The 21128-nt window shown below is 71.7% G+C and carries 22 protein-coding genes; 10 read left to right on the plus strand and 12 right to left on the minus strand.

Features of this window, described 5'->3' with window-relative positions; all coding sequences use genetic code 11:
• Positions 1–5: 5 nt before the first annotated feature.
• On the minus strand, positions 6–818 hold the full coding sequence (locus ACFQS7_RS14975) for a heme ABC transporter permease (protein WP_380067889.1): 813 nt from the start codon (positions 816–818) through the stop codon (positions 6–8).
• A 108-nt stretch (positions 819–926) separates the two neighbouring features.
• On the opposite strand from ACFQS7_RS14975, the gene ACFQS7_RS14980 reads away from it, so the two are divergent.
• The 3 genes from ACFQS7_RS14980 to ACFQS7_RS14990 are packed head-to-tail and all read left to right on the plus strand — an operon-like array spanning position 927 to position 2210.
• Positions 927–1343, plus strand: a complete 417-nt coding sequence (locus tag ACFQS7_RS14980; RefSeq protein WP_380067890.1) for an EVE domain-containing protein — start codon at positions 927–929, stop codon at positions 1341–1343.
• Positions 1344–1353: 10 nt separating this feature from the next.
• Positions 1354–1848, plus strand: coding sequence for a GFA family protein (locus tag ACFQS7_RS14985; protein WP_380067891.1), 495 nt, complete (start codon positions 1354–1356; stop codon positions 1846–1848).
• The gene (locus tag ACFQS7_RS14990; protein ID WP_380067892.1) at positions 1848–2210 is read left to right on the plus strand and encodes a Rieske (2Fe-2S) protein; all 363 of its coding nucleotides are present in this window, start codon (positions 1848–1850) and stop codon (positions 2208–2210) included. The genes ACFQS7_RS14985 and ACFQS7_RS14990 overlap by 1 nt, the downstream gene beginning before the upstream one ends.
• A 1-nt stretch (position 2211) precedes the next feature.
• Here the strand turns inward: ACFQS7_RS14990 and ACFQS7_RS14995 are convergent, their stop codons facing one another.
• Positions 2212–3315, minus strand: coding sequence for a linear amide C-N hydrolase (locus ACFQS7_RS14995; RefSeq protein ID WP_380067893.1), 1104 nt, complete (start codon positions 3313–3315; stop codon positions 2212–2214).
• A 210-nt stretch (positions 3316–3525) separates the two neighbouring features.
• Here ACFQS7_RS14995 and ACFQS7_RS15000 point away from each other — a divergent pair, with 210 nt between their 5' ends.
• From ACFQS7_RS15000 to ACFQS7_RS15010, 3 genes are all read left to right on the plus strand, one after another.
• Positions 3526–3879 carry a hypothetical protein gene (locus tag ACFQS7_RS15000; protein WP_380067894.1) on the plus strand — a complete coding sequence of 118 codons (354 nt, stop codon included), beginning with the start codon at positions 3526–3528 and terminating at the stop codon, positions 3877–3879.
• A 200-nt stretch (positions 3880–4079) separates the two neighbouring features.
• A complete protein-coding gene (acs, locus tag ACFQS7_RS15005; RefSeq protein ID WP_380067895.1) occupies positions 4080–6011 on the plus strand; it encodes an acetate--CoA ligase in 1932 nt (643 codons plus the stop codon).
• A 244-nt stretch (positions 6012–6255) separates the two neighbouring features.
• A complete protein-coding gene (locus ACFQS7_RS15010; RefSeq protein WP_380067896.1) occupies positions 6256–7011 on the plus strand; it encodes a Crp/Fnr family transcriptional regulator in 756 nt (251 codons plus the stop codon).
• A 244-nt stretch (positions 7012–7255) separates the two neighbouring features.
• On the opposite strand, the gene ACFQS7_RS15015 is transcribed toward ACFQS7_RS15010, so the two are convergent.
• Positions 7256–7582: a DUF1674 domain-containing protein gene (locus tag ACFQS7_RS15015; RefSeq protein ID WP_380067897.1), complete on the minus strand. Its 327-nt coding sequence runs from the start codon at positions 7580–7582 to the stop codon at positions 7256–7258.
• A 100-nt stretch (positions 7583–7682) separates the two neighbouring features.
• Here ACFQS7_RS15015 and htpX point away from each other — a divergent pair, with 100 nt between their 5' ends.
• Positions 7683–8606, plus strand: a complete 924-nt coding sequence (htpX, locus tag ACFQS7_RS15020) for a zinc metalloprotease HtpX (RefSeq protein WP_380067898.1) — start codon at positions 7683–7685, stop codon at positions 8604–8606.
• 56 nt (positions 8607–8662) lie between these two features.
• On the plus strand, positions 8663–9040 hold the full coding sequence (locus ACFQS7_RS15025) for a c-type cytochrome (RefSeq protein WP_380067899.1): 378 nt from the start codon (positions 8663–8665) through the stop codon (positions 9038–9040).
• 151 nt (positions 9041–9191) lie between these two features.
• Here ACFQS7_RS15025 and ACFQS7_RS15030 read toward each other — a convergent pair whose 3' ends face one another.
• The 4 genes from ACFQS7_RS15030 to ACFQS7_RS15045 form a co-directional block, all read right to left on the minus strand.
• Complete coding sequence (locus tag ACFQS7_RS15030; protein WP_380067900.1) at positions 9192–10070, minus strand: 3-hydroxybutyryl-CoA dehydrogenase; 879 nt, start codon at positions 10068–10070, stop codon at positions 9192–9194.
• 76 nt (positions 10071–10146) lie between these two features.
• On the minus strand, positions 10147–11076 hold the full coding sequence (locus ACFQS7_RS15035) for an electron transfer flavoprotein subunit alpha/FixB family protein (protein ID WP_380067901.1): 930 nt from the start codon (positions 11074–11076) through the stop codon (positions 10147–10149).
• A gap of 2 nt (positions 11077–11078) precedes the next feature.
• On the minus strand, positions 11079–11828 hold the full coding sequence (locus tag ACFQS7_RS15040) for an electron transfer flavoprotein subunit beta/FixA family protein (protein ID WP_380067902.1): 750 nt from the start codon (positions 11826–11828) through the stop codon (positions 11079–11081).
• Positions 11829–11987: 159 nt separating this feature from the next.
• Positions 11988–12182 (minus strand): twin transmembrane helix small protein, encoded by a 195-nt coding sequence (locus tag ACFQS7_RS15045; protein WP_380067903.1) that lies wholly within the window; start codon positions 12180–12182, stop codon positions 11988–11990.
• A 211-nt stretch (positions 12183–12393) separates the two neighbouring features.
• Between ACFQS7_RS15045 and ACFQS7_RS15050 the strand changes: the two genes are divergently transcribed.
• On the plus strand, positions 12394–14781 hold the full coding sequence (locus tag ACFQS7_RS15050) for a mechanosensitive ion channel family protein (protein WP_380067904.1): 2388 nt from the start codon (positions 12394–12396) through the stop codon (positions 14779–14781).
• Here ACFQS7_RS15050 and ACFQS7_RS15055 read toward each other — a convergent pair.
• From ACFQS7_RS15055 to ACFQS7_RS15070, 4 genes are all read right to left on the minus strand, one after another.
• Positions 14699–15205 carry a BLUF domain-containing protein gene (locus tag ACFQS7_RS15055; protein ID WP_380067905.1) on the minus strand — a complete coding sequence of 169 codons (507 nt, stop codon included), beginning with the start codon at positions 15203–15205 and terminating at the stop codon, positions 14699–14701. The genes ACFQS7_RS15050 and ACFQS7_RS15055 overlap by 83 nt on opposite strands.
• Complete coding sequence (locus ACFQS7_RS15060) at positions 15202–16530, minus strand: putative bifunctional diguanylate cyclase/phosphodiesterase (protein WP_380067906.1); 1329 nt, start codon at positions 16528–16530, stop codon at positions 15202–15204. The genes ACFQS7_RS15055 and ACFQS7_RS15060 overlap by 4 nt, the downstream gene beginning before the upstream one ends.
• 125 nt (positions 16531–16655) lie before the next feature.
• Complete coding sequence (locus ACFQS7_RS15065; protein ID WP_380067907.1) at positions 16656–16964, minus strand: AzlD family protein; 309 nt, start codon at positions 16962–16964, stop codon at positions 16656–16658.
• Positions 16961–17665, minus strand: coding sequence for an AzlC family ABC transporter permease (locus ACFQS7_RS15070; RefSeq protein WP_380067908.1), 705 nt, complete (start codon positions 17663–17665; stop codon positions 16961–16963). Before ACFQS7_RS15070 ends, ACFQS7_RS15065 begins: the two co-directional genes overlap by 4 nt.
• Before the next feature lie 102 nt (positions 17666–17767).
• Between ACFQS7_RS15070 and ACFQS7_RS15075 the strand changes: the two genes are divergently transcribed.
• The gene (locus tag ACFQS7_RS15075; protein WP_380067909.1) at positions 17768–18580 is read left to right on the plus strand and encodes an SDR family NAD(P)-dependent oxidoreductase; all 813 of its coding nucleotides are present in this window, start codon (positions 17768–17770) and stop codon (positions 18578–18580) included.
• Positions 18581–18655: 75 nt separating this feature from the next.
• Here ACFQS7_RS15075 and pheT read toward each other — a convergent pair whose 3' ends face one another.
• The gene (pheT, locus tag ACFQS7_RS15080; RefSeq protein ID WP_380067910.1) at positions 18656–21127 is read right to left on the minus strand and encodes a phenylalanine--tRNA ligase subunit beta; all 2472 of its coding nucleotides are present in this window, start codon (positions 21125–21127) and stop codon (positions 18656–18658) included.
• Position 21128 lies beyond the last annotated feature (1 nt).

Consider the following 21128-nt stretch of genomic DNA (forward strand, 5'->3'; position numbering starts at 1 on the left):
CGAAGTCAGCCCTCCGCACCCTGCAGGACGCTGCGGCCATCGGGTGGCAGCTCCGCCCGCCGCGCCGCGGCGAGTTGCAGGGCGCGGATCCGCCGCTCCATCACCGCCGCCCGGGTCCGCGCCAGCACCAGCGCCGCGAAGGCCAGGGTGAAGCCCAGCGCGCAGACCAGCAGCGGATAGAGGATATCGACATGCATCGAGGGTGCGTCGAGCTTGGTCACGCTGGCCGGCTGGTGCAGCGTGTTCCACCATTCGACGCTGAACTTCACCACCGGCAGGTTCACCGCGCCGATCAGCGCCAGGATCGCCCCCATCCGCGCGCCGCGCTCGGCATCGTCGAAGGCGCGGACCAGCGCGGCATGGCCGAGCCAGAGGAAGAACAGCACCAGCACGCTGGTCAGCCGCGCATCCCAGACCCACCAGGTGCCCCACATCGGCTTGCCCCAGAGGCTGCCGGTGGCCAGGCACAGCGCGGTGACCGCGGCGCCGATGGGCGAGAGCTCGCGGCAGGCGAGATCCGCCAGCGGGTGGCGCCAGACCAGCGAGAGGATCGAGCCGATGGCGAGGCCGAGATAGCCGCCCATCGCCAGCCAGGCCATCGGCACGTGGATATAGAGGATGCGGACCGTCTCGCCCTGCTGCCAGTCGGCCGGGGAATACCAGAGGCCCCAGGGCAGGCCGATGGCCAGGACCAGCAGCGCGGCCCCGGTCAGCCAGGGCTGCACCCGGCCGGCCAGGCGCAGGAAGCGGCCGGGATTGGCGAATCGGTGCAGGCTGCGCCCGCCTGCCGCGGCAGGGACGGCCAGGTTCGGTCCCACGGGACGTGTTTCGGCGGTTTCCACCCGCACAGCCTAGGGCCAGATCGTCGCGGATTGAAGCGCCCACCGCCGCGGTTACTCTGCGCAACGGATGGCGGGACGGAAGCGATGGCGCATTGGCTGGTGAAGAGCGAACCGGACGCATTCTCCTGGGACCAGCAGGTGCAGAATGGCACCGAGCCCTGGACCGGGGTGCGCAATGCCCTCGCCTCGAACAACCTCAAGGCGATGAAGCGGGGCGACCGGGCCTTCTTCTACCATTCCAATATCGGCCGCGAGATCGTCGGCGTGGTCGAGGTGGCGCGCGAGGCCTACCCCGACCCGACCGACGAGACCGGCCGCTGGGTCTGCGTCGACCTGAAGGCATTGGGGCCGCTGCCCAAGCCGGTCACCCTCGCCGCGATCAAGGCGGACCCGGATTTCGCCGATCTCGCCTTGGTGCGGATGTCGCGCCTGTCCGTGATGCCGGTGAGCGATGCGCATTGGGCCAGCCTGTGCAAGCTGGGCGGCTGGAAACGGAAATAGGACCCCTGGGATGCGGCTGGACGGTTCCTGCCACTGCGGCGCGGTGAAGTTCCGGGTCGAGAGCCCGCATCCCTATCCCTACCAGCGCTGCTATTGTTCCATCTGCCGCAAGACCCAGGGCGGTGGCGGCTACGCCATCAACCTCGGCGCGGACAACGCATCCCTGCGGGTCACCGGCCGGCAGCACATCGCCGTCTACCACGCCCGGCTGAAGGAGCCCGGCGATGCCCGCGCCCACCGCTCCCCGGCCGAGCGGCATTTCTGCAGCCGCTGCGGCAGCGGGCTGTGGCTGTACGACGACCGTTGGCCTGAGCTGATCCACCCCTTCGCCTCGGCGATCGACACGGCCTTGCCACTGGCGCCGGAATCCACCCACATCATGCTGGAGTTCAAGCCGCCCTGGGTGGCGCTGGAGGCCGGTCCCAGGGACCGCCGGCACGACGGCTATCCGGAGGAGAGCATCGCCGAGTGGCACGAACGACTGGGACTGGCCGAGGGGACGTGATGCAGCAGGTGACCGAGGCCGAGGATCGCATCCTCTGCCGGCTGGAGGATATCCCGGAAGGCGCGGCGAAGGGCTTCCCCGGGCCCCCCGGCAGCTTCGTCGGGCTGTTCGCGGTCCGCAAGGACGGCCGGGTGCATGTCTACGTCAATGCCTGCCCGCATATCGGCCTGCCGCTGGAGCCATTGCCCGACCGGTTCCTCGATACCAGGAAGCAGGTGATCATCTGCTCGGCGCATGGCGCCCGCTTCCGGATCGAGGACGGCGTCTGCGTCACCGGCCCCTGCATCGGCGAGGCGCTGGAGGCGGTGCCGGTGCGGCTGGTGGACGGCCAGGTGGTGGTGCCGGCGACGGCGGGGCTGTAGCTCAGCCCGGCTTGTGCCCCTCGGCGCCGAGGAAGGCGAAGGGCGCAGCGGGCACGAAGCGGGCCGAGACCTCCCCCGCATAGACCTCCCCGCCCGCCATTGGCAGCTTCCGTGCCACGGCGCCCGGCTTCAGGTCCAAGGCCGCCAGCCGCACCCAGAAGACGTTCGGCCGCACCGCGGAATCGAAGCCGTAGACCAGGTTCTTCTGGTCGGCGACGGTCCGCCAGATGGTGGAGGCGATGTTCGGCCTGTCCGGCGTGGTGATGCCAAGCGGCACGCCGACCGAGCGCATGACGCCGAGCACCGAGGCCAGCGCCTGCAGGCCGAAGGCCTGCCCCGGCACGCTGGCGATGTAGCCCGGCGCCGCCACCTTCGGGATGGCATCCAGCAGGAAGGAGGCCCGGGCGAAGCGGTCCGCCGCGCGGTTGGTGCCGGGCAGGAAGGCCATCCCGCCGACATCCTGCCAGTAGCGGTTCACCGCCAGCTGCTGGTCGTAGCTGGGCGAGTTGGTCATCACGGTGAAGTCGCGGCCGTGATGGATGACCAGCCTGCCGTCGATGTACTCGAGGATGGCGGAATCGCCCGAGGCATCGGAGAGCGAAAGGTGCAGCGTCGCCGGCTTGCCGTTCGGCAGGTTGGGGGAGGCGATTCGGAAGGGCTCCGGCCGCAGCGCCGCCACCGCCTCGGCCACCGTGGCGAAGCTGTCCAGCACGTATTGCGCCCAGAGGGTGATCGACAGGCGCGGCTTGCCCGGCGCCGGCGCGCCGTAGTCGGATTCCGCCAGATACAGCAGGTTGGCCACCAGCCCGCGCTCGTTCATGCCGTCGGCGGTGCCGATGTTGTAGCTGGCGGCGATGACGCTGCCGTAGCGCGCGGTCCAGCGCGGGCTGTCCGGCCCCGCCGCACCGTCCCGGGCCATGCCGGCGGGGAAGGCCCAGAGGTCGGTCGCCATGTCCTCCATCCAGTCCATCGACCGGCCGGTGACGACCGTCTCCTCCGACCCGCGATAGAGCACGCGGGTGCAGGCGAGGGCGGGGGCCGCGGCCAGGCCGCCGGCCGTGGCGAGGGCGGCGCCGAGCAGGCGGCGGCGGCTGGGGCTTGGCATGGCGCGGTCCTTCCGGCAGTCCTGGCGCAGCCTGGGCCGTCCGCCCGCAAGATGCAACGACCGCGGTTCGTGGCGGCCCGCCATCATCGCCCCGGCGCCGCCGCGATCGGCCCGAAAAGACCCCGAAGCCGCCGCGCGGTCGACAAGGCCGGCGGCCAGTCTTCCTCCTGCGCCCAGCCGATCCGGGCGCCGCCCCACAGGAGGCACATCATGCACACCGCCAGCATCCGCCGCAGCCTGCTTGCCGCCACCCTGCTCCTCGCCACCGCGCCGGCCTTTGCCCAGGGGGTGGGCGCACCAGGGGCGGGCGCCGGGACCCCCGCCGCGACCGCGGGCAGCGCCGGCAAGCCTGCCCCGGATGCCGCCACTCCGGCGCCGCGCCCGCTCGCGGCGACGCCGGCCAATCCGGGCGGCACCACCCACGCCGCGACACCCCCGGCCGCGACCGCGCCGCAGGTCCCGCCCGCCACCCATGCAGGCAGCGCGACACCCGCGAAGCCGGGTGCCTCTGCCGCGGCGAAGCCCGCGCCGGCCGGCGGCAGCGCCCCCGTCCGCACCAACTGAGGTCGCGACGACCCGGGCGGGGGGCCGCTTCCCCGCCCGAACCCATGCCGCCCGGCGGGACTGCCCCGCCGGGCCCAAGCGCACGGTTTGCAAGGCGTTTTACGAGCGATTTGCAGACCTAATTTCGTCGCATTGACGTAGCGCAAGGCGCCGTGCCCTATCTCCCGGCAGTCGAAAAGCGACCCAAGGGGGAGGCCCAGATGTCCGACGAACTGATCGCCGTGAAGCCGGAGATCGCAGCCAAGGCGCGCGTCACCGCTGCCCAGCACCACGCCATGACCGAGGCCGCGACCAGCGATCCGGCCGCCTTCTGGGCCAAGGAAGCCGAGCGCGTCGCCTGGATGACGCCGCCGACCAGGATCAAGGACGTGGACTTCACCGGTCCCGTGACGATCAAGTGGTTCGAGGATGGCGTGCTCAATGCCTCCGTCTCCTGCCTCGACCGGCACCTGGCGACCAAGGGCGACCAAGTGGCGATCATCTGGGAAGGCGACGACCCCAACAGCGACGCCCGCGTCACCTTCCGCGAGCTGCACGAGCAGGTCTGCCGGCTGACCAACGCGCTGCGCGGCCTCGGCGTGCAGAAGGGCGACCGGGTCTGCATCTACCTGCCGATGATCGTCGAGGCCGCGGTGGCGATGCTGGCCTGCGCCCGGGTCGGCGCCATCCATTCCATCGTCTTCGGCGGCTTCTCGCCGGACAGCCTGTCCTCCCGCATCCAGGACAGCGAGTGCAAGGTCCTGATCACCGCGGATGAAGGCCGCCGCGGCGGCCGGAAGGTCGCGCTGAAGACCAATGCGGACGAGGCGCTGAAGGTCTGCCCGTCGATCACCGCGGTCATCGTGGTGAAGAACACCGGGGGCGCCGTGCCGATGCAGGACGGCCGCGACCACGACTATGCCACGCTGCTGGCGGCCCAGGCGCCGACCGCCGACCCCGAGCCGATGTCGGCCGAGGACCCGCTGTTCATCCTCTATACCTCGGGGTCGACCGGCAAGCCGAAGGGCGTGCTGCACACCACCGGCGGCTACATGGTCTGGGCCAGCTACACGCATGAGCTGGTCTTCGACTACCGCCCCGGCGAGGTCTACTGGTGCACGGCGGATGTGGGCTGGGTGACCGGCCACACCTATATCGTCTACGGCCCGCTGGCCAACGGCGCGACCACCCTGATGTTCGAGGGCGTGCCGAACTACCCGTCCGTCTCCCGCTTCTGGGAGGTGGTGGACAAGCACCAGGTGAACATCTTCTACACCGCGCCGACCGCCATCCGGTCCCTGATGCGGGAGGGCGAGGCACCGGTGCGGAAGACCAGCCGCAAGTCGCTGCGGGTGCTGGGCTCGGTCGGCGAGCCGATCAACCCGGAAGCCTGGCTCTGGTACTACCGCGTGGTCGGCGACGAACGCTGCCCGATCGTCGACACCTGGTGGCAGACCGAGACGGGCGGCATCCTGATCTCGCCGCTGCCGGGCGCCGTCGCGCAGAAGCCGGGCTCGGCCACCCTGCCGCTGCCGGGCGTGCTGCCGGCGCTGGTCGATGCCGAGGGCAGGATCCTCGACGGCGCCACCGAGGGCAACCTGGTGCTGCTGGACAGCTGGCCGGGCCAGATGCGGACCATCTACGGCGACCACGAACGCTTCGCGCAGACCTACTTCTCGACCTATCCGGGCATGTACTTCACCGGTGACGGCGCGCGGCGGGATGCGGACGGCTACTACTGGATCACCGGCCGGGTGGACGACGTCATCAACGTCTCCGGCCACCGCATGGGCACCGCCGAGATCGAGAGCGCGCTGGTCGCCCACCCGAAGGTCGCCGAGGCGGCCGTCGTGGGCATGCCGCACGACCTCAAGGGCCAGGGCATCTACTGCTACGTCACGCTGAAGACCGGCGAGGAGCCGACCGAGGCGCTGCGCAAGGAGCTGGTGGCCTGGGTGCGGAAGGAGATCGGCCCGATCGCCTCCCCGGATGCCATCCAGTGGGCGCCCGGCCTGCCGAAGACCCGGTCCGGCAAGATCATGCGCCGCATCCTGCGCAAGATCGCCGCGAACGAGACCGAGGGGCTGGGCGACACCTCGACGCTTGCCGATCCGGCAGTAGTCGAGGAGCTGATCGAGAACCGGGTCGGCTGATCCGCCACCCCGCCCTCGCCGCATGGCGTGGGCGGGGTCGGCACGGCGCCCGGCATCCACGTGCCAGGCGTGCATACCGCGAAGGCCGGGCCACCGCGGCGGGAATTACAGCGCCGCGCCTTCGGACGGGACGGCGCAATGGGCACAATGCCCACTTATTTCAATCCTCTTTCGTTCGACCCCGTTGACGCCAGAATGGTTCCCTGTAGGCCGTTGTCACCGGGACTGATCGGGAGGGTCGCTGATGCGGGGGAGCGAAGACGGCCCGTGGCGTGAGGGCACACCGACAGCGGGAGCAGCCGGCGGCAACCATGTCCTGGATGCCCTGGCCGCAGCCGATGCCGCGATCATCCTGCCTGCTCTCGAGTCGGTGCCGCTGCAGACCGGACAGATCCTCGGCCGGACCGGCGAGGCGATGCCCTGGGTGTTCTTCCCCAAAGGCGCGGCCGTCATCGCCCTGGTGGCGTTGGACCATGACGGGCGGACTGCGGAAGCGGTTTCCATCGGCGCCGACGGGCTGATCGGTCAGGAACTCACGGAACTTCCCGGCTTCGGCCATCTGCAGGTGCAGATGCCGGGCACCGCCTGGCGGCTCGAAGTCGGGGTCCTTGCGGCGCGGACGGCGGAGAGCCCGGCGCTGCGGGCGCTGCTCGCGCTGCAGGGCAGGGCGCTGCTGGTGCGGACGCTGCAGGCCGCGGTCTGCGCCGCGCTGCATCCGGTGGAGGCCCGGGCCAGCCGTTGGCTCCTCACCGCACAGGACCGCACCGGCCAGCCCGACCTGCCGGTGACCCAGGAAGTGCTCGCCGAGATGCTCGGCGTCCGCCGCACCACGGTGACCCGGGTGATCGCCCAGCTCTCCGACAAGGGGCTCATCCGCCACCGCCGCAGCCGGGTGACGGTGATCGACCGGATGGGGCTGGAACAGGCCGCCTGCGGCTGCCATGCGGCGCTGCTGCAGCGGCTGCACCATGTCGCCCCGGCGCTGTACGCCGCCGAGTGATGCGGGCTGGTTCCAGGTTCTGAACGAAATGCGAACATTCGGCCGAACGCAGTCAGAGCCGACCCTGCCGAATCAGCGGCTTGGCCCGAGTCGCGCGAACGAATCGCTGACGCCGGCGGGCCCGGCGCGCACCGCCGATCGACACAATCCCTGGTGGGCCGCCCGAACCGGGAACCACAAGCTCGTTCCCGCTCCGGTCCCGTTGCGACTCGGGGGCTGTTGCGAGCCGCGCCCGAGTCGCGGTTCAGAAATCGCTGACCCGGCCCTTGCGCTCCCAGTCGCCGTAACGGGTCGGCTCCGGTCCGGCCGGGCCGCCGACCTCGGGCGGCAAGGGCCGCATCCGCACCGGCGCATCGCTCGGCGGGTCGCCGGCCGGGGTCGGGCCGGGATCGCCGGGCAGCGGCACGTCCGGCCCGGTCGGCTCCTCCACCGGGGCCTCCGGCAGGTCGGGGCCTGGCGGCGGCGGCGGGCTGGGCGGCACCGGGCTCGGCGGCATGTCGGGCGAGATCGGCACCTGGGCCTGGAAGGCAGCGGGAACGGCGCTTGCCGCCCCTTGTCGGGTCTGGGTCATGATCATCATCTGGGGTCCCGGGGCGGTTTCGCGCTACCCCCAACGCCGGCTTCGGCGCGCGGCTGCGCGGAAATTCCGCCGATCGGGGAAAGGACGGGACATGGCAGGCTATTTCCGCACGGCGATCCTGCTCGCGGGCCTCACCGCGCTGTTCATCGGCATCGGCTGGGCGCTGGGCGGCCAGCAGGGGATGGTGATGGCTTTCCTGGTCGCCTGCGGCACCAATCTCTGGGCCTGGTGGAACAGCGACCGGGTGGTGCTGTCGATGCACAATGCCCAGCCGATCACCCCGTCCGAGGCGCCGCGCCTGTTTGCCATGGTGGAGCAACTGGCCCGCCGCGCCGGGCTGCCGATGCCGGCGCTGTACGTGATCCACGAGGACCAGCCGAACGCCTTCGCCACCGGGCGCAACCCGGCGAATGCCGCGGTGGCGGTGAACACCGGCCTGCTCGACCTCATGAGCGAGGAGGAGGTGGCGGGCGTGGTCGCGCACGAGCTGGCGCACATCAAGCACCGCGACACGCTGCTGATGACCATCACAGCGACCCTGGCGGGGGCGATCGGCATGCTGGCGCAGTTCGGCTTCCTGTTCGGCGGCCGGTCGGAAGACGGCCGGCGCAACCCCTTCGGCCCGATCGGCGCCATCCTGCTGATGGTGGTCGGGCCGATCGCCGCCATGCTGGTGCAGATGGCGATCAGCCGCTCCCGTGAATACGAGGCCGACCGGCTGGGCGCCGAGATCAGCGGCGACCCGCGCGGCTTGGCCAGCGGCCTGGCGAAGCTGGAGCGCCTGAAGCAGGGCATCGTCAACCCGACCGCCGAGGCCCATCCGGCCAGCGCCCATATGTTCATCGTCAACCCGCTGTCCGGGCTGCGGCTGGACGGCCTGTTCACCACCCACCCGCCGACCGAGGAGCGCATCCGCCGGCTGCTGGCCATGGCCCCGCCGGCGCCCGTGGCGGGCGGGCCGTGGGGGGCGGCCCCCACCCGGTTGCGCAGCGGGGTGCGCAACCCCTGGGGTTGACGGATCGCGGAGGCGCTCTCATTCGAAGCGCGAGCCCCAACGGCCGGAGACGCAGCATGAACCGCATCGCCCCCTATGTGCTTGCCATGGCGCTTGGCGCCGCCCTTCCCGCGGCCGCCCAGGATGCCGAGGCCGGCAAGCGGGTCTTCAACCAGTGCCGCGCCTGCCACAGCATCGAGGCGGGCGGGAAGAACGGCGTCGGTCCCAACCTGCACGCCGTGGTCGGCCGCAAGGCAGGCACGGCCGAGGGCTTCCGCTATTCGGCGAGCCTGAAGGAGAAGGCGGCGGGGGGCCTGGCCTGGGACGAGGCGACGCTGCGCGCCTACATCGCCAACCCCAAGGCGGTGGTTCCGGCCGGGTCGATGTCCTATCCCGGGCTGAAGAACGAGCAGCAGTTGAACGACCTGCTGGCCTTCCTGAAGGCGCAGGGCTGACAGGCAGGAAGGAAGGCCGTGGAGGGAAAAGTGTTACCTGCCCAAACCCCTCCCTTCCTTTTTGTAGGTCCGGCACCTGCCGCGCGGCAGGTGCCGACTCCCGGAAACAGATGAAGGGGGTCCGGGGGAGAATACCTTCTCCCCCGGCCTGCTACCGCGTCGGCGTCGGCGGCGTGGTGGCGTAGTCGTAGAACCCCTTGCCCGACTTCCGCCCGAGCCAGCCGGCCTCGACATACTTGGCCAGCAGCGGGCAGGGCCGGTATTTCGGGTCGCCCAGGCCCTCGTGCAGCACCTTCAGCACGGAATAGAGCGTGTCCAGCCCGACGAAGTCGGAGAGTTCCAGCGGCCCCATCGGGTGGTTGGCGCCGAGCTTCATGCCCTCGTCGATCGACCGCACGTCGCCGACGCCCTCCATCAGCGCGAAGATCGCCTCGTTCAGCATGGGGCAGAGGATGCGGTTGACGACGAAGCCGGGATAGTCGGCGGCCGCCACCACGGTCTTGCCCATCGCCTCGGCCAGCGACGTGACCGCGGCCGCAGTGGCGTCGTCGGTCGCCAGGCCGCGGATGACCTCGACCAGCTTCATCATCGGCACCGGGTTGAAGAAGTGCATGCCGATGAACCGGCCCGGCCGGTCGGTCGCGGCACCCAGGCGGGTGATCGGGATCGAGGAGGTGTTGGAGGCGATCATCGCCGCCGGCTTCAGCGTCGGGCAGAGACTGGCGAAGATCTTCTTCTTGATCTCCTCGTTCTCGGTCGCCGCCTCGATCACCAGGTCGGCCTCGGCGAAGAGCGCGAAGTCGGTGCCGGTGGTGATGCGGGCCAGTGCCGCTTCCTTGGCGCCGTCGGGGATGTTGCCGCGGGTGGTCTGGCGTTCGAGGTTCTTGGTGATGGTGCCGAGCGCCTTCTCCAGCGCCGCCGGGTTGACATCGACCAGCGCCACCGGGATGCCGGCCAGCGCCGCCACATGCGCGATGCCGTTGCCCATCAGGCCGGCGCCGATGACGCCGAGCTTCTCCACGTTTGCCATCACCTGTCCCCATTCATGAAAAAGGCCGCCGGGCGCCTTGTAGCGCCCGGCGGCCCGTTTCGGCAGCCTTGCCGATCTACCTCTTGCCGAGCTCGGACTGGAATTCCGGCATCACCTTGAACAGGTCGCCGACCAGGCCGTAGTCGGCCACCTGGAAGATCGGCGCCTCCTCGTCCTTGTTGATGGCGACGATGACCTTGCTGTCCTTCATGCCGGCCAGGTGCTGGATGGCGCCGGAGATGCCGACCGCGATGTAGAGGTCGGGGGCGACGATCTTGCCGGTCTGGCCGACCTGGTGGTCGTTCGGCGCATAGCCGGCATCGACCGCGGCGCGGCTGGCGCCCACGGCGGCGCCGAGCAGGTCGGCGACGCTCTCGATGATGTGGAAATTCTCGGAGCTGCCCATGGCGCGGCCGCCCGAGACGACGATCTTCGCCGCGGTCAGCTCGGGGCGCTCGGACTTGACGATCTCGGCGCCGAGGAAGGTGGACAGGCCGGGGTCTTCGGCGGTCGCCACCGGCTCGATCGCCGCGCTGCCGCCGGACGCCGCCACCGGGTCGAAGCTGGCGGCGCGGACGGTGATGACCTTCTTCGCGTCGGCCGACTTCACCGTCGCCAGCGCGTTGCCGGCATAGATCGGCCGGACGAAGGTGTCGGCATCGACCACGCCGGCGATGTCGGACAGCACCTGCACGTCGAGCAATGCCGCGACGCGCGGCATGACGTTCTTGCCGGCGGCCGAGGCCGGCGCCAGCAGGTGCGAATAGGCCGGCGCCATGCCGACCAGCAACGCCGCGGTCGGCTCCGCCAGGCCATGGGCGTAGAGCTCGGCGTCGGAGTGCAGCACCTTGGCGACGCCGGCGATCTGCGTCGCGGCCTGGGCCACGGCCTGCGGGCCGAGCACCAGCGCATGCACCTCACCCAGCGTCTGCGCGGCGGCGATGGCGCTGCGGGTCGGCTGGGCGACCGTCGCGCCGTCGTGGTCGACGAGAACGAGAACCGCCATGCTCAGATCACCTTCGCTTCGTTGCGCAGCTTGTCCACCAGCTCGGCGACCGAGCCGACCTTCTTGCCGGCCTGGCGCTTCGGCGGCTCCTCGACCTTCAGCACGGTCAGCCGCGGCGTCACGTCGACGCCGAGATCTGCCGGCTTCACCGTCTCGATCGGCTTCTTCCGCGCCTTCATGATGTTCGGCAGCGAGGCATAGCGCGGCTCGTTCAGCCGCAGGTCGGTCGTCACGATCGCCGGCAGCTTGAGCTGCAGGCGCTCGAGCCCGCCATCGACCTCGCGCGTCACCGTCAGTCCGCCGTCGGCGGCCTCGACCTTCGACGCATAGGTGCCCTGCGGCCAGCCCATCAGCGCCGCCAGCATCTGGCCGGTGGCGTTCATGTCGTCATCGATCGCCTGCTTGCCGAGGATGACGAGATCCGGGCTTTCCTTGGCGATGACCGCCTTCAGCAGCTTGGCCACCGCGAGCGGTTCCAGCACGCCATCATGCTCGATCAGGATGCCGCGGTCGGCGCCCATGGCGAGCGCGGTGCGCAGCTGTTCCTGGCAGGCCGTGGGGCCGGCGGAGACCGCGATGATCTCGGTCGCGGCGCCTTTTTCCTTCAGGCGCACCGCTTCCTCGACCGCGATCTCGTCGAAGGGGTTCATCGACATCTTGACGTTGGCGGTCTCGACGCCCGTGCCGTCCGCCTTGACGCGGACCTTCACGTTGTAGTCGACCACCCGCTTGACCGGGACGAGGAGTTTCATCGACTCTGCCGTTTCCTGCGCAGTTGTTGCTGGGCCCCGGGGCCCGCTGCGAGGCCCGGGTCGTTGCTAAGGCACGGGGTGCGACCGCCCCGGGCAAACCGACCGCAAAATAGGGCGGCGCGGCTTGGGCTGTCAAAACGCCGCCTGGGCGCAGGTGTTTCAGTGCCGCATCACCAGCAGCAGCAGGGCGAAGAGCACCAGCGTGACGCCCTGCAGCACCACCCGCCAGCGCATCAGGAGGTTCGACCTTTCGGCATTCCCCTCCGATTTGGCGAGGCCCAGCATGCCGGTGAGCATCACGCCGAGCGTGGCCAGCATCGACACGCCGACCAGGATGGTGAGGATGGTCTTCATCACGTCCATCTAGCCGCCCGGGACGAAACCGCAATGCCGGCGGCCGCCGCGAACCGGGCCTGGGCGCCAACGCGGTGTTGAACCTGGCGGCGGCGGGGCCGGCAAGCCGTTCAGCGGTCGAATCTTCGGCGGCGTCCCGCCCCGCCCGGATCGCACCGGCGGCAACGCCGTGCTTGACCGGCGGGGCCGCAATGGAGTTGCTGCGCTGCACATGAACATCCTCAGCCTCACCCCCCTGCTGCGCCGCCTGGTGCTTTGCCTGCTCCTCCTCGCCGCCGCCCTGCCGGCCATGGCGCAGCCCGCGCACGGGCTGAGCCAGGCCGATCTCGACCGGGTGACCGCCCTGCTGCGGGACGGCCCCAAGCGCGCCGAGTTCCTCCGCACGCTGGAAGCCCTGGCGGCGGCCAGCCGGGTGCACCACCCCGCGGCCGACCCCGGCAAGCCGCCCGAGGCCGCCGTGCCGCGGCCGCAGACCGCGCCGGCTGCCGAGGGCGCCGAGACGGCGCCGCCGCCTGCCGCCGTCCCCGCCGCGCCGCCGGCGGCGCCCGCCCCTGCCGAGGCCGCCCCGGCCAAGCCCGAGGCCGACCCGCTGATCGCGCCCAATACGCTGGGCGCCCAGCTGCTGTCCGGCCTGTCCGACCGGGTCGGAGGAATCTCGGACTCGTTGCTGGTCTCGATTCGCTCGATCGCCGACCTGCCGGCGCTGTGGTCGGCCACCGCCAACCTGCTGCGCGACCCGGTCGCGCAGACCCGGCTGACCGACGCCGCCTGGAAGCTGCTGCTGCTGCTCGGGCTCGGGCTACTGGCCGAGGCGGTGCTGGTGCGGGCCGTCGCCCGGCCGCGACGCAAGCTGGACGCCGCGGCGCCGCCGCCGAACGGTACGCCCTGGACCTGGTTGAAGCGGGTGCCGCTGGTGCTCGGCCGGCTGCTGCTGGACCTGCTGCCGATCGCCGGCTTCGGCCTGGCGGTCTACGGGCTGTTCGGCCTGCTGCAGCCGCTGCCGACCACCCGGCTGGTCGGGCTGATGACGGCGAATGCCTACATGGCGGCGCGGACGGCCTTCGCGCTGGCCCGCATGCTGCTCTCGCCGGCCTCCAACCACCTGCGGTTGATCCCCTGCTCGGACGCCTCGGCGCGCACCGGCACGCGCTGGCTGCGCCGGCTGATGCTGGTGGGCGTCGGCGGCTATACCCTGGCCGAGGCCGGGTTGCTGCTCGGCCTGCCCTGGTCGGCCTATGACGCCATCCTGAACCTCACCCTGCTGGTGATCTCCCTGCTGCTGGCCCGCATCGTGCTGCAGCAGCGGGCGGCGGTGGCCGATTTCCTCCGGGCCGACCCGCTGCCGGCCGGCGAGGCGGCGACCGGCACCCGCCTGATGTTCCGTGCCGCGCGCGACCGGATGGCCGAGATCTGGCACGTCGTGGTCATCCTCTGGCTGGTCGCCTCCTGGGTCATCTGGGCGCTGGCGGTGGAGGACGGCATCCGCCACCTGCTGGTCGGCACGCTGCTGACCGTGATCATCGTCGGCGGCGCCAAGGCGCTGGACGAGGGCATCGTCTGGGCGCTGGACCGGGTGCTCAATCCGGGGCCGGACATGGCCAAGCGCTTCCCCGGCCTAGCGGCGCGGGCGGCGCAATACGTGCCGATGCTGAAAAGCGTCGTCTCCGCGGTGCTCGGCGCCGGCGCGGTGGTGCTGCTGCTGGAGACCTGGGGGCTCGACAGCCTCGACTGGTTCGGCCAGGGCACGCTGGGGCGGCGGCTAGTCGACACGCTGGTCTCCATCGCTTCCACCCTGGTGATCGCGCTGGTGGTCTGGGAGGTGGCGAATTCCGCCATCCAGCGCCGGCTGACCCGCATTTCCCGCGATGCCCAGGCGGCCCGCAGCGCGCGCGTCCGCACCCTGCTGCCGATGCTGCGCACCGTGCTGGGCGCGGTCATCACCGTGGTGGTCGTGCTGAACGCGCTGGCCCAGCTCGGGCTGAACGTGGCGCCGCTGCTGGCGGGCGCCGGCGTGGTGGGCCTGGCCATCGGCTTCGGCTCGCAGACCCTGGTGCGGGACGTCATCACCGGCATCTTCCTGCTGCTGGAGGACGCGGTCGCGGTCGGCGACGTGGTGACGCTCGGCGGGCTGACCGGTGTGGTGGAGAACCTGTCGATCCGCTCGATCAAGCTGCGGGCGACCGATGGCAGCGTGCATATCGTCCCGTTCAGCGCGGTGACGACGGTGACCAACCAGACCCGCGACTTCGCCTTCGCGGTGCTGGACGTGACAGTGGCCTATACCGAGGACACCGACCACGTGGTCCAGGCGCTGAAGGATATCGGCGCCGAGATCCGCGCCGAGGCCAAGTGGAAGCCGCTGATCCGCGACGACATCGATGTCTGGGGCGTCGACAAGCTGGCCGACAACGGCGTGACCATCCGTGCCCGGGTGAAGACCGAGCCGTCGTCCCGTTGGCCGGTGGTGCGGGAGTTCAACCGCCGCATCAAGATGCAATTCGCCGAGAAGGGCATCATCATCCCCCGGCCGCAGCCGATGGTGATGGTGGAACGCGCCCCGGACCGTTCGCCCGACCCGGATGCCGCCCAGGCGGCATAGTGGCGGATGACCGGGCGGGGACCGGGTGCCCCGCCATCCGTCGCAGCGCCGCCTGCAGCAGGCCGAGGATGTCCGGCGCCGGGCCGAGCGCCGCGACCTGCAGGTCCGGCTGCCGCCCGGCGAAGGCCATCGACCAGCCGTCGAAGTCGCGCTGCCCGACGGGGCCGGCTTCCAGCACCGCCACCCCGGCATGGCGCGGGTCGCATTGGATGCGCTCGAAGGTCTGCTCCACCGCCGCGACCGGGCCTTCCAGCACCTGTACGAAGCCGTCCGCGCCGAACAGCAGCGCGCCGGTGATGTCTTGCGCCGCGTTGCTGCGCCGCGCTGACTCCAGGATGCGCGGGATCTCGACCGGTACCCGCGCCGGATCGATTATGCTGCGGCTGGCATAGGCCAGCCGGAACAGGGCCACGGGTTCGCTCATGCCGCCTCTCCCACCCCGCGGTCGCCGAAGCGGCGGATAACCGCCGGCAGGTCGCCGGCCGGCATCGGCCGGCCGAGCCAGTAGCCCTGCGCCTCGGTGCAGCCCTCGGCGCGGATGCGTTCAAGCTGCGCCGCGGTCTCGATGCCCTCGGCCGTGGTGCGCATCCCGAGGCTGGCGCCGAGCGCGGCGACGGCCCGCACCACCGCGGCATCGTCGGCGAAGCTGCGGTCGATCTTGACCCGGTCGAAGGGGAAGCTGCGCAATTGGGTGAGCGATGAATAGCCGGTGCCGAAATCGTCGAGCGAGATGCGCACCCCCATCGCCTTCAGTGCCTGCAGCTGGCCCATGGTGCCCCAGCCGCCATCCTCCAGCAGGGCGCTTTCGGTGATCTCCAGCTCCAGCCGGTCCCCCGGCAGGGCGGCGGCGGCCAGCGCCTCCCGCACCGTCTCCACCAGCCGGCCGTCCTGGAACTGCTGGGGTGCGACGTTCACCGCGACGCAGAGCGGCGCCGGCCAGCCTGCCGCCTCGGCGGCAGCGGTGCGCAGCACCCAGGCGCCGATGCCGCCGATCAGCCCGATCTCCTCGGCCAGCGGGATGAATGCGCCGGGCGGGACCAGGCCGATCCCCGGCCGGTGCCAGCGCAGCAGGGCCTCGAACCCCGAGAGGCTTTGCGTGCCGAGGTCGAGCTGCGGCTGGTAGTGCAGGGCGAATTCGCCGCGCGGGAGGGCGGCGCGCAGGCCGAGTTCGAGCGCCCGGCGGGCTTCGGCGCGGGCCTGCAATTCGGGGGCGAAGAAGCTGAAGCGGCCGCGGCCCTGGCCCTTCGACTGGTACAAAGCCAGGTCGGCGCGGGACAGCAGCGTGTCCGGGTCGGTGCCATCCCCGGGCGCCAGGGCGACGCCGATGCTGGCGCCGACCATGGCGACCTGGCCGCGGACGACATAGGGGCGGGCGAGGAGCTCGACCAGCCGCGCGGCGACGGCGGCCACCGCCTCCCGCCCATCGGGGCGGCCGAGCAGGACGGCGAATTCGTCGCCGCCCAGCCGCGCCGCGGTGTCCCCCGGCCGCAGCGCCGAGCGCAGCCGCCGCCCGGCCGCCTGCAGCAGCACATCGCCGGCCGGATGGCCGAGCGCGTCGTTCACCGCCTTGAAGCGGTCGAGGTCGATCAGCAGCACGCCGGGGCCGTCGGCGTCCGGCGCGGCCAGGGCGGCGGCGAGCCTTTCGCGGAATTGCCGGCGGTCGGCCAGGCCGGTCAGCGGGTCGGCCGCGCTGCGCGCCGGGCACTCGGCACAAAGCTCGTCCCGCCGCGCCGTGTTGCTGTCCGCCACGCCTGCCTCCGCCTGCCAGGGGAGGCAGGATGGGGCGGAAAGGTGGAGATCGGGTGAAGGCGGCCAGGGACCGCGCGGGCCGATTCAGCCCGCCGCGCCTGCGGCGCTTCGGCCATCTGGCCGCGTCATTCGATGCCGGCGAAGCGCAGCAGCGCCAGGGTGCCGACCCCGGCCAGGATGGACAGCGCCAGCTTGCGGAGGCGCGCCTGCACCAGCAGCACCACCGCGCCGGCGGCGAAGGTCGCCCAGCCGGCGTGCAGGAAGGCCGGCGCCAGGAAGGCGACGAAGATGCAGCCCGGCAGGTGCTGCAGCATGGCCTGCACGAAGGGCGGCGGCCGGGTGACCCGCAGCACCGCATAGCCGCCGGCGCGGCACAGGTAGCTGGCCAGCGCCATGCCGATTATGGCGGCGAGGACGTCCCAGCGCAGGCTCATGCGCGGGCCTTTCCATCGCGCCAGGCACCGAAGCCGGCACCCGCGAAGGCCCCCGCCAGCACCGGCCAGGGCGCGTCGAGCCCAAGCCCCTGCACCATCAGCGCCACCGCGCCCGCCAGGATCCAGGGCTGCAATTCCGACCGGCCGCGCCAGAGCTGCACCAGCAGGGCGAGCACCGCGGCGGAGGAGGCGAAGAAGACCGGATGCCCCGCCGGCAGCCGCAGCGCCGCGCCGAAGACATGGCCGATGGCGACCATCGCCATCCAGTTCAGCCACATCCCGAAGCCGGCGCCGAACAGGTAGCCGGCATCGCGCCGCCCGGCGCGCAGCTCGGCGATGGCCAGGGCAAAGGAATTGTCCACCAGCAGCATCAGCGTGCCCCAGCGCCGGATGCCCTGCGTGCGGTCCAGCACCGGGGCCAGCGCCGCGCCCATCGGCGCCATGCGCAGGTTGATCACCAGGCAGGCGAGCGTGGCGGCCAGGATCGGCGCCGGATCGGCCCAGAGCTGCAGGGCCACGAGCTGGCTGGTGCCGGCGAAGACCAGGCCGCTCATCAGCAGGGTCTCGGCGAGCGACAGGCCGACGCCGTCGGAGGTCATCCCCACCACCAGGCCGAAGGGCGACAGGCCGAGGGTGATGGCCAGCGCCGCGCGCAACCCGCGTCGCACGCCCTGCCGGGTGAAGCCGCCCCGCTCGTCCAAATGCCCGCACTCCTTCGCCGGTCCGTCCTAGCAGCGCCGCGCCCCCTTGACCCCTGCGATTGCGGCGCGGCTTGCTGGCGTGCGACGCATCCGTCTGGGGGAATGAACATGCTCGATCTGACCGGCAAGGTCGCCTTCGTCGCCGGCGCGGGGTCGGTCGGCGAGGGCTGGGGCAACGGCAAGGCAACTGCCGTGCTGCTCGCCCGCCAGGGTGCCAGGGTCTATGGCGTGGACCTGAACCCGGCCGCCGTCGCCGAGACCGCGGCGATCATCGAATCGGAAGGCAATGCCTGCGCCACCCGCACCGTCAACATGACGGTGGCGGCCGAGGTCGCCGCGGCGGTGGAGGATTGCCTGGCCCGGTTCGGCCGCATCGACATCCTGGTCAACAATGTCGGCGGCTCCGCCCCCGGCGACCCGGTGACGATGAGCGAGGAGGTCTGGGACGCCCAGATGGACCACAACCTCAAGACCGCCTTCCTGGGGTGCAAATACGTGTTGCCGGTGATGGAGCGGCAGGGCGCCGGCGCGGTGGTGAACCTGTCTTCCGTCGCCTGCCTGAGCCACCAGGTGGATGGCCGGACCAACGTGGCCTATGCGGCGTCGAAGGCCGGCGTCATCGCCTTCACCCGCAGCACGGCGATCGCCTTCGTCAGGAAGGGCATCCGGGTGAATTGCGTCGTGCCGGGGACGATGCACACGCCGCTGGTGGAACACCGCCTGGCCAAGCAGATGGGCGTCAACGACGCCGCGGCGCTGGTGGCCAAGCGCCATGCCAGCGTGCCGATCGGGCGGATGGGCGATGCCTGGGACATCGCCCATGCGGTGCTGTTCTTCGTCTCGGACGAGGCGAAGTACATCACGGCGACGCATCTGGTGGTGGATGGCGGGCTGACCGCGGCGCGGCCGGGATGAAGCGGCCTCCCGCCCGAACCTGCAAGCCCACAAGGATAGAAGGGGGTGCGGGGGGATACTTCCCCCCGCTGCTCGCTACGCCCGCAGCGAAGCTCCCGTCGCCTTGGTGACGGCGGCGACGATCTTCTCCGCCACCGCCTCGATCTGCGCATCGGTCGGCGTCGCCTCGCGCGGCTGCAGCGTCACCTGCACGCCGAGGCTGACCTTGCCCGCCGGCAGCTTGTCGCCGGCATAGCGGTCGAACAGCGCGACGTCCGCGACCAACGCCTTGTCGGCGCCGCGCGCGGCGCGCAGCACCGCCTCGGCGGTCACGCCCTCGTCCACCAGGAAGGCGAAGTCGCGTCGCAGCGGCTGGAAGGCGGGCAGGTCGGGCGCGCCCTTCTTCCGCCGCTTGGGTTCGGGGATGGCGTCGAGGAAGACCTCGAACCCCACCGCCGGGCCGGAGAGGTCGAGCGCGGCGCGGACCTTCGGGTGGATCTCGCCGAAGGTCGCCAGCACCACCTTGGGCCCCTGCCGCAGCACGCCGCTGCGGCCCGGATGGTAGAAGCCGGGCGCGTCCGGCGTGACCGTCACGGCCGCCATCGGCACGCCGAGCGCGGCCAGCACCGCCAGCGCATCGCCCTTGGCATCCATCGCATCCACGGCGCGCGAGGCCTCCGCCCAATGCCGCGGCGTGTGCCCGGCGCGGACGCCGGCGGCGACCTGAAGCTGGCCGGCGGGGGAGGGGTCGCGGTAGGCGGCACCCAACTCCGACAGCGCCACGTCCGGCCAGCCGCGCGCGGCGTTGCGGCTGGCGGCCAGCAGCAGGCTGGCGACCGGCGTCGGGCGCATCTGGTCGAGATCGGCGGCGATCGGGTTGACCAGCCTGAGGGCGTCAGGGGTCTCGCCGAACAGCGCCGCCGATTTCCGTTCGAGGAAGCCGAAGCTGACGCAATCCAGCATGCCGCGCGCCACCAGCACGCGCCGCGCCAGCCCGGCGCGCACCTGCTTCGGCGTCAGCGCCGGCGGCGGGACGATTCCCGCCACGGGCAGCGAGACGGCGGGAATGGTGTCGAGGCCGCGGATGCGCAGCACCTCCTCCACCAGGTCGGCCTCGGGCTCGACCGCGGCGCAGCCCTCGGCAGCGGCGCGGGCGCGCTCGGCCGGGATGGACGGGTCCTGGTCCAGCGAACCGCGTGCCGCGATGTCGTTGCGCCAGGACGGCACCGCGACCGTGACGCTCGCCGCATCGCGCGCCTGCATCGTGAAGCCGAGGCGCTCGAGGATCCCAACCGCCTCGTCGGGCGGCACCTCGGCGCCGCCGAGGCCGGCCAGCCGCGCGAAGCGCAGCGTCGCGTCGCGCTGCCAGGCCGGCGGCGTGCCGGCGGCGGAGATCTCGCTCGCCTCGCCGCCGCACAGCTCCTGGATCAGCGAAGTCGCCAGGTCGAGGGCGAGCGCCGGCAGCGCCTGATCGACGCCGCGCTCGAACCTTGCGCGGGCATCGGTGCGCACGTCATGCCGCCGGCCGGACAACGCGATGCGGACAGGGTCGAAGATCGCGCATTCGATGAAGACCTCGGTGGTGCCCTCGTCGCAGCCGGAATGCGCGCCGCCGATGATGCCGCCCAGCGCCTCCGGGCCAGTGGCATCGGCGATGATGCCGTCCTCGGGCGTCAGCGCGTAGGTCTTGCCGTTCAGCGCGGCCAGGCTCTCGCCGTCCCGCGCCATGCGCATGGTCAGCGTGGTGCCCTGCACCTTGGCCACGTCGAAGACATGCAGCGGCCGGCCGAGGCCATAGGTGAACAGGTTGGTCACGTCGACCAGCGTGTTGATCGGACGCAGACCGATCGCCACCAGCCAGTCGCGGATCCAGGCGGGGGAGGCGCCGTTCCTCACGCCGCGCACGGCGCGGCCCAGCACGTAGTCGCAGGCGCGCGGGTCGGCGATCTCCCAGCGCAGCGGCGCGGGATAGGTGGTGGCGAACGTCGGCGGCACCAGCGGCTTCAGCCGGCCGAGGCCGGCCGCGGCCAGGTCGCGCGCCACGCCATGGACCGAGAGCGCGTCGCCGCGGTTCGGCGTGACGCTGATCTCGATCACCGGGTCGTCCATGCCCGCATACTTGACGTAGCTCTCGCCGAGCGGCGCGTCCTCGGGCAGGTCGACGATGCCGCTGTGATCGTCACCGAGGCCCATCTCGCGCGCCGAGAGCATCATCGCCTCCGACTTCACGCCGCGGATTTCGCCCAGCTTCAGCGTGATGCCGGTGCCCGGGATGAAGGCGCCGGGCAGCGCCAGCACGCCCTTCATGCCGGCCCGCGCATTCGGCGCGCCGCAGACCACCGAGAGCAGGCGGCCGTCGCCCGGGTCGACCTTCAGCGCCCGCAGCCGGTCGGCATTCGGGTGCTGCTCGGCCGAGACGACATGGGCGATGCGGAAGGCGGCGAGCGAGGCGCCGCGGTCCTCGACGCCCTCGACCTCGAGCCCGATGCGGTTGAGCAGCGCGAGGATCTCGGCCAGCGGCGCGTCGGTTTCCAGGTGCGCCTTGAGCCAGGAGAGGGGGAATTTCATC

This window comes from Dankookia sp. GCM10030260 (assembly GCF_042666655.1).
Lineage (GTDB): Bacteria > Pseudomonadota > Alphaproteobacteria > Acetobacterales > Acetobacteraceae > Paracraurococcus.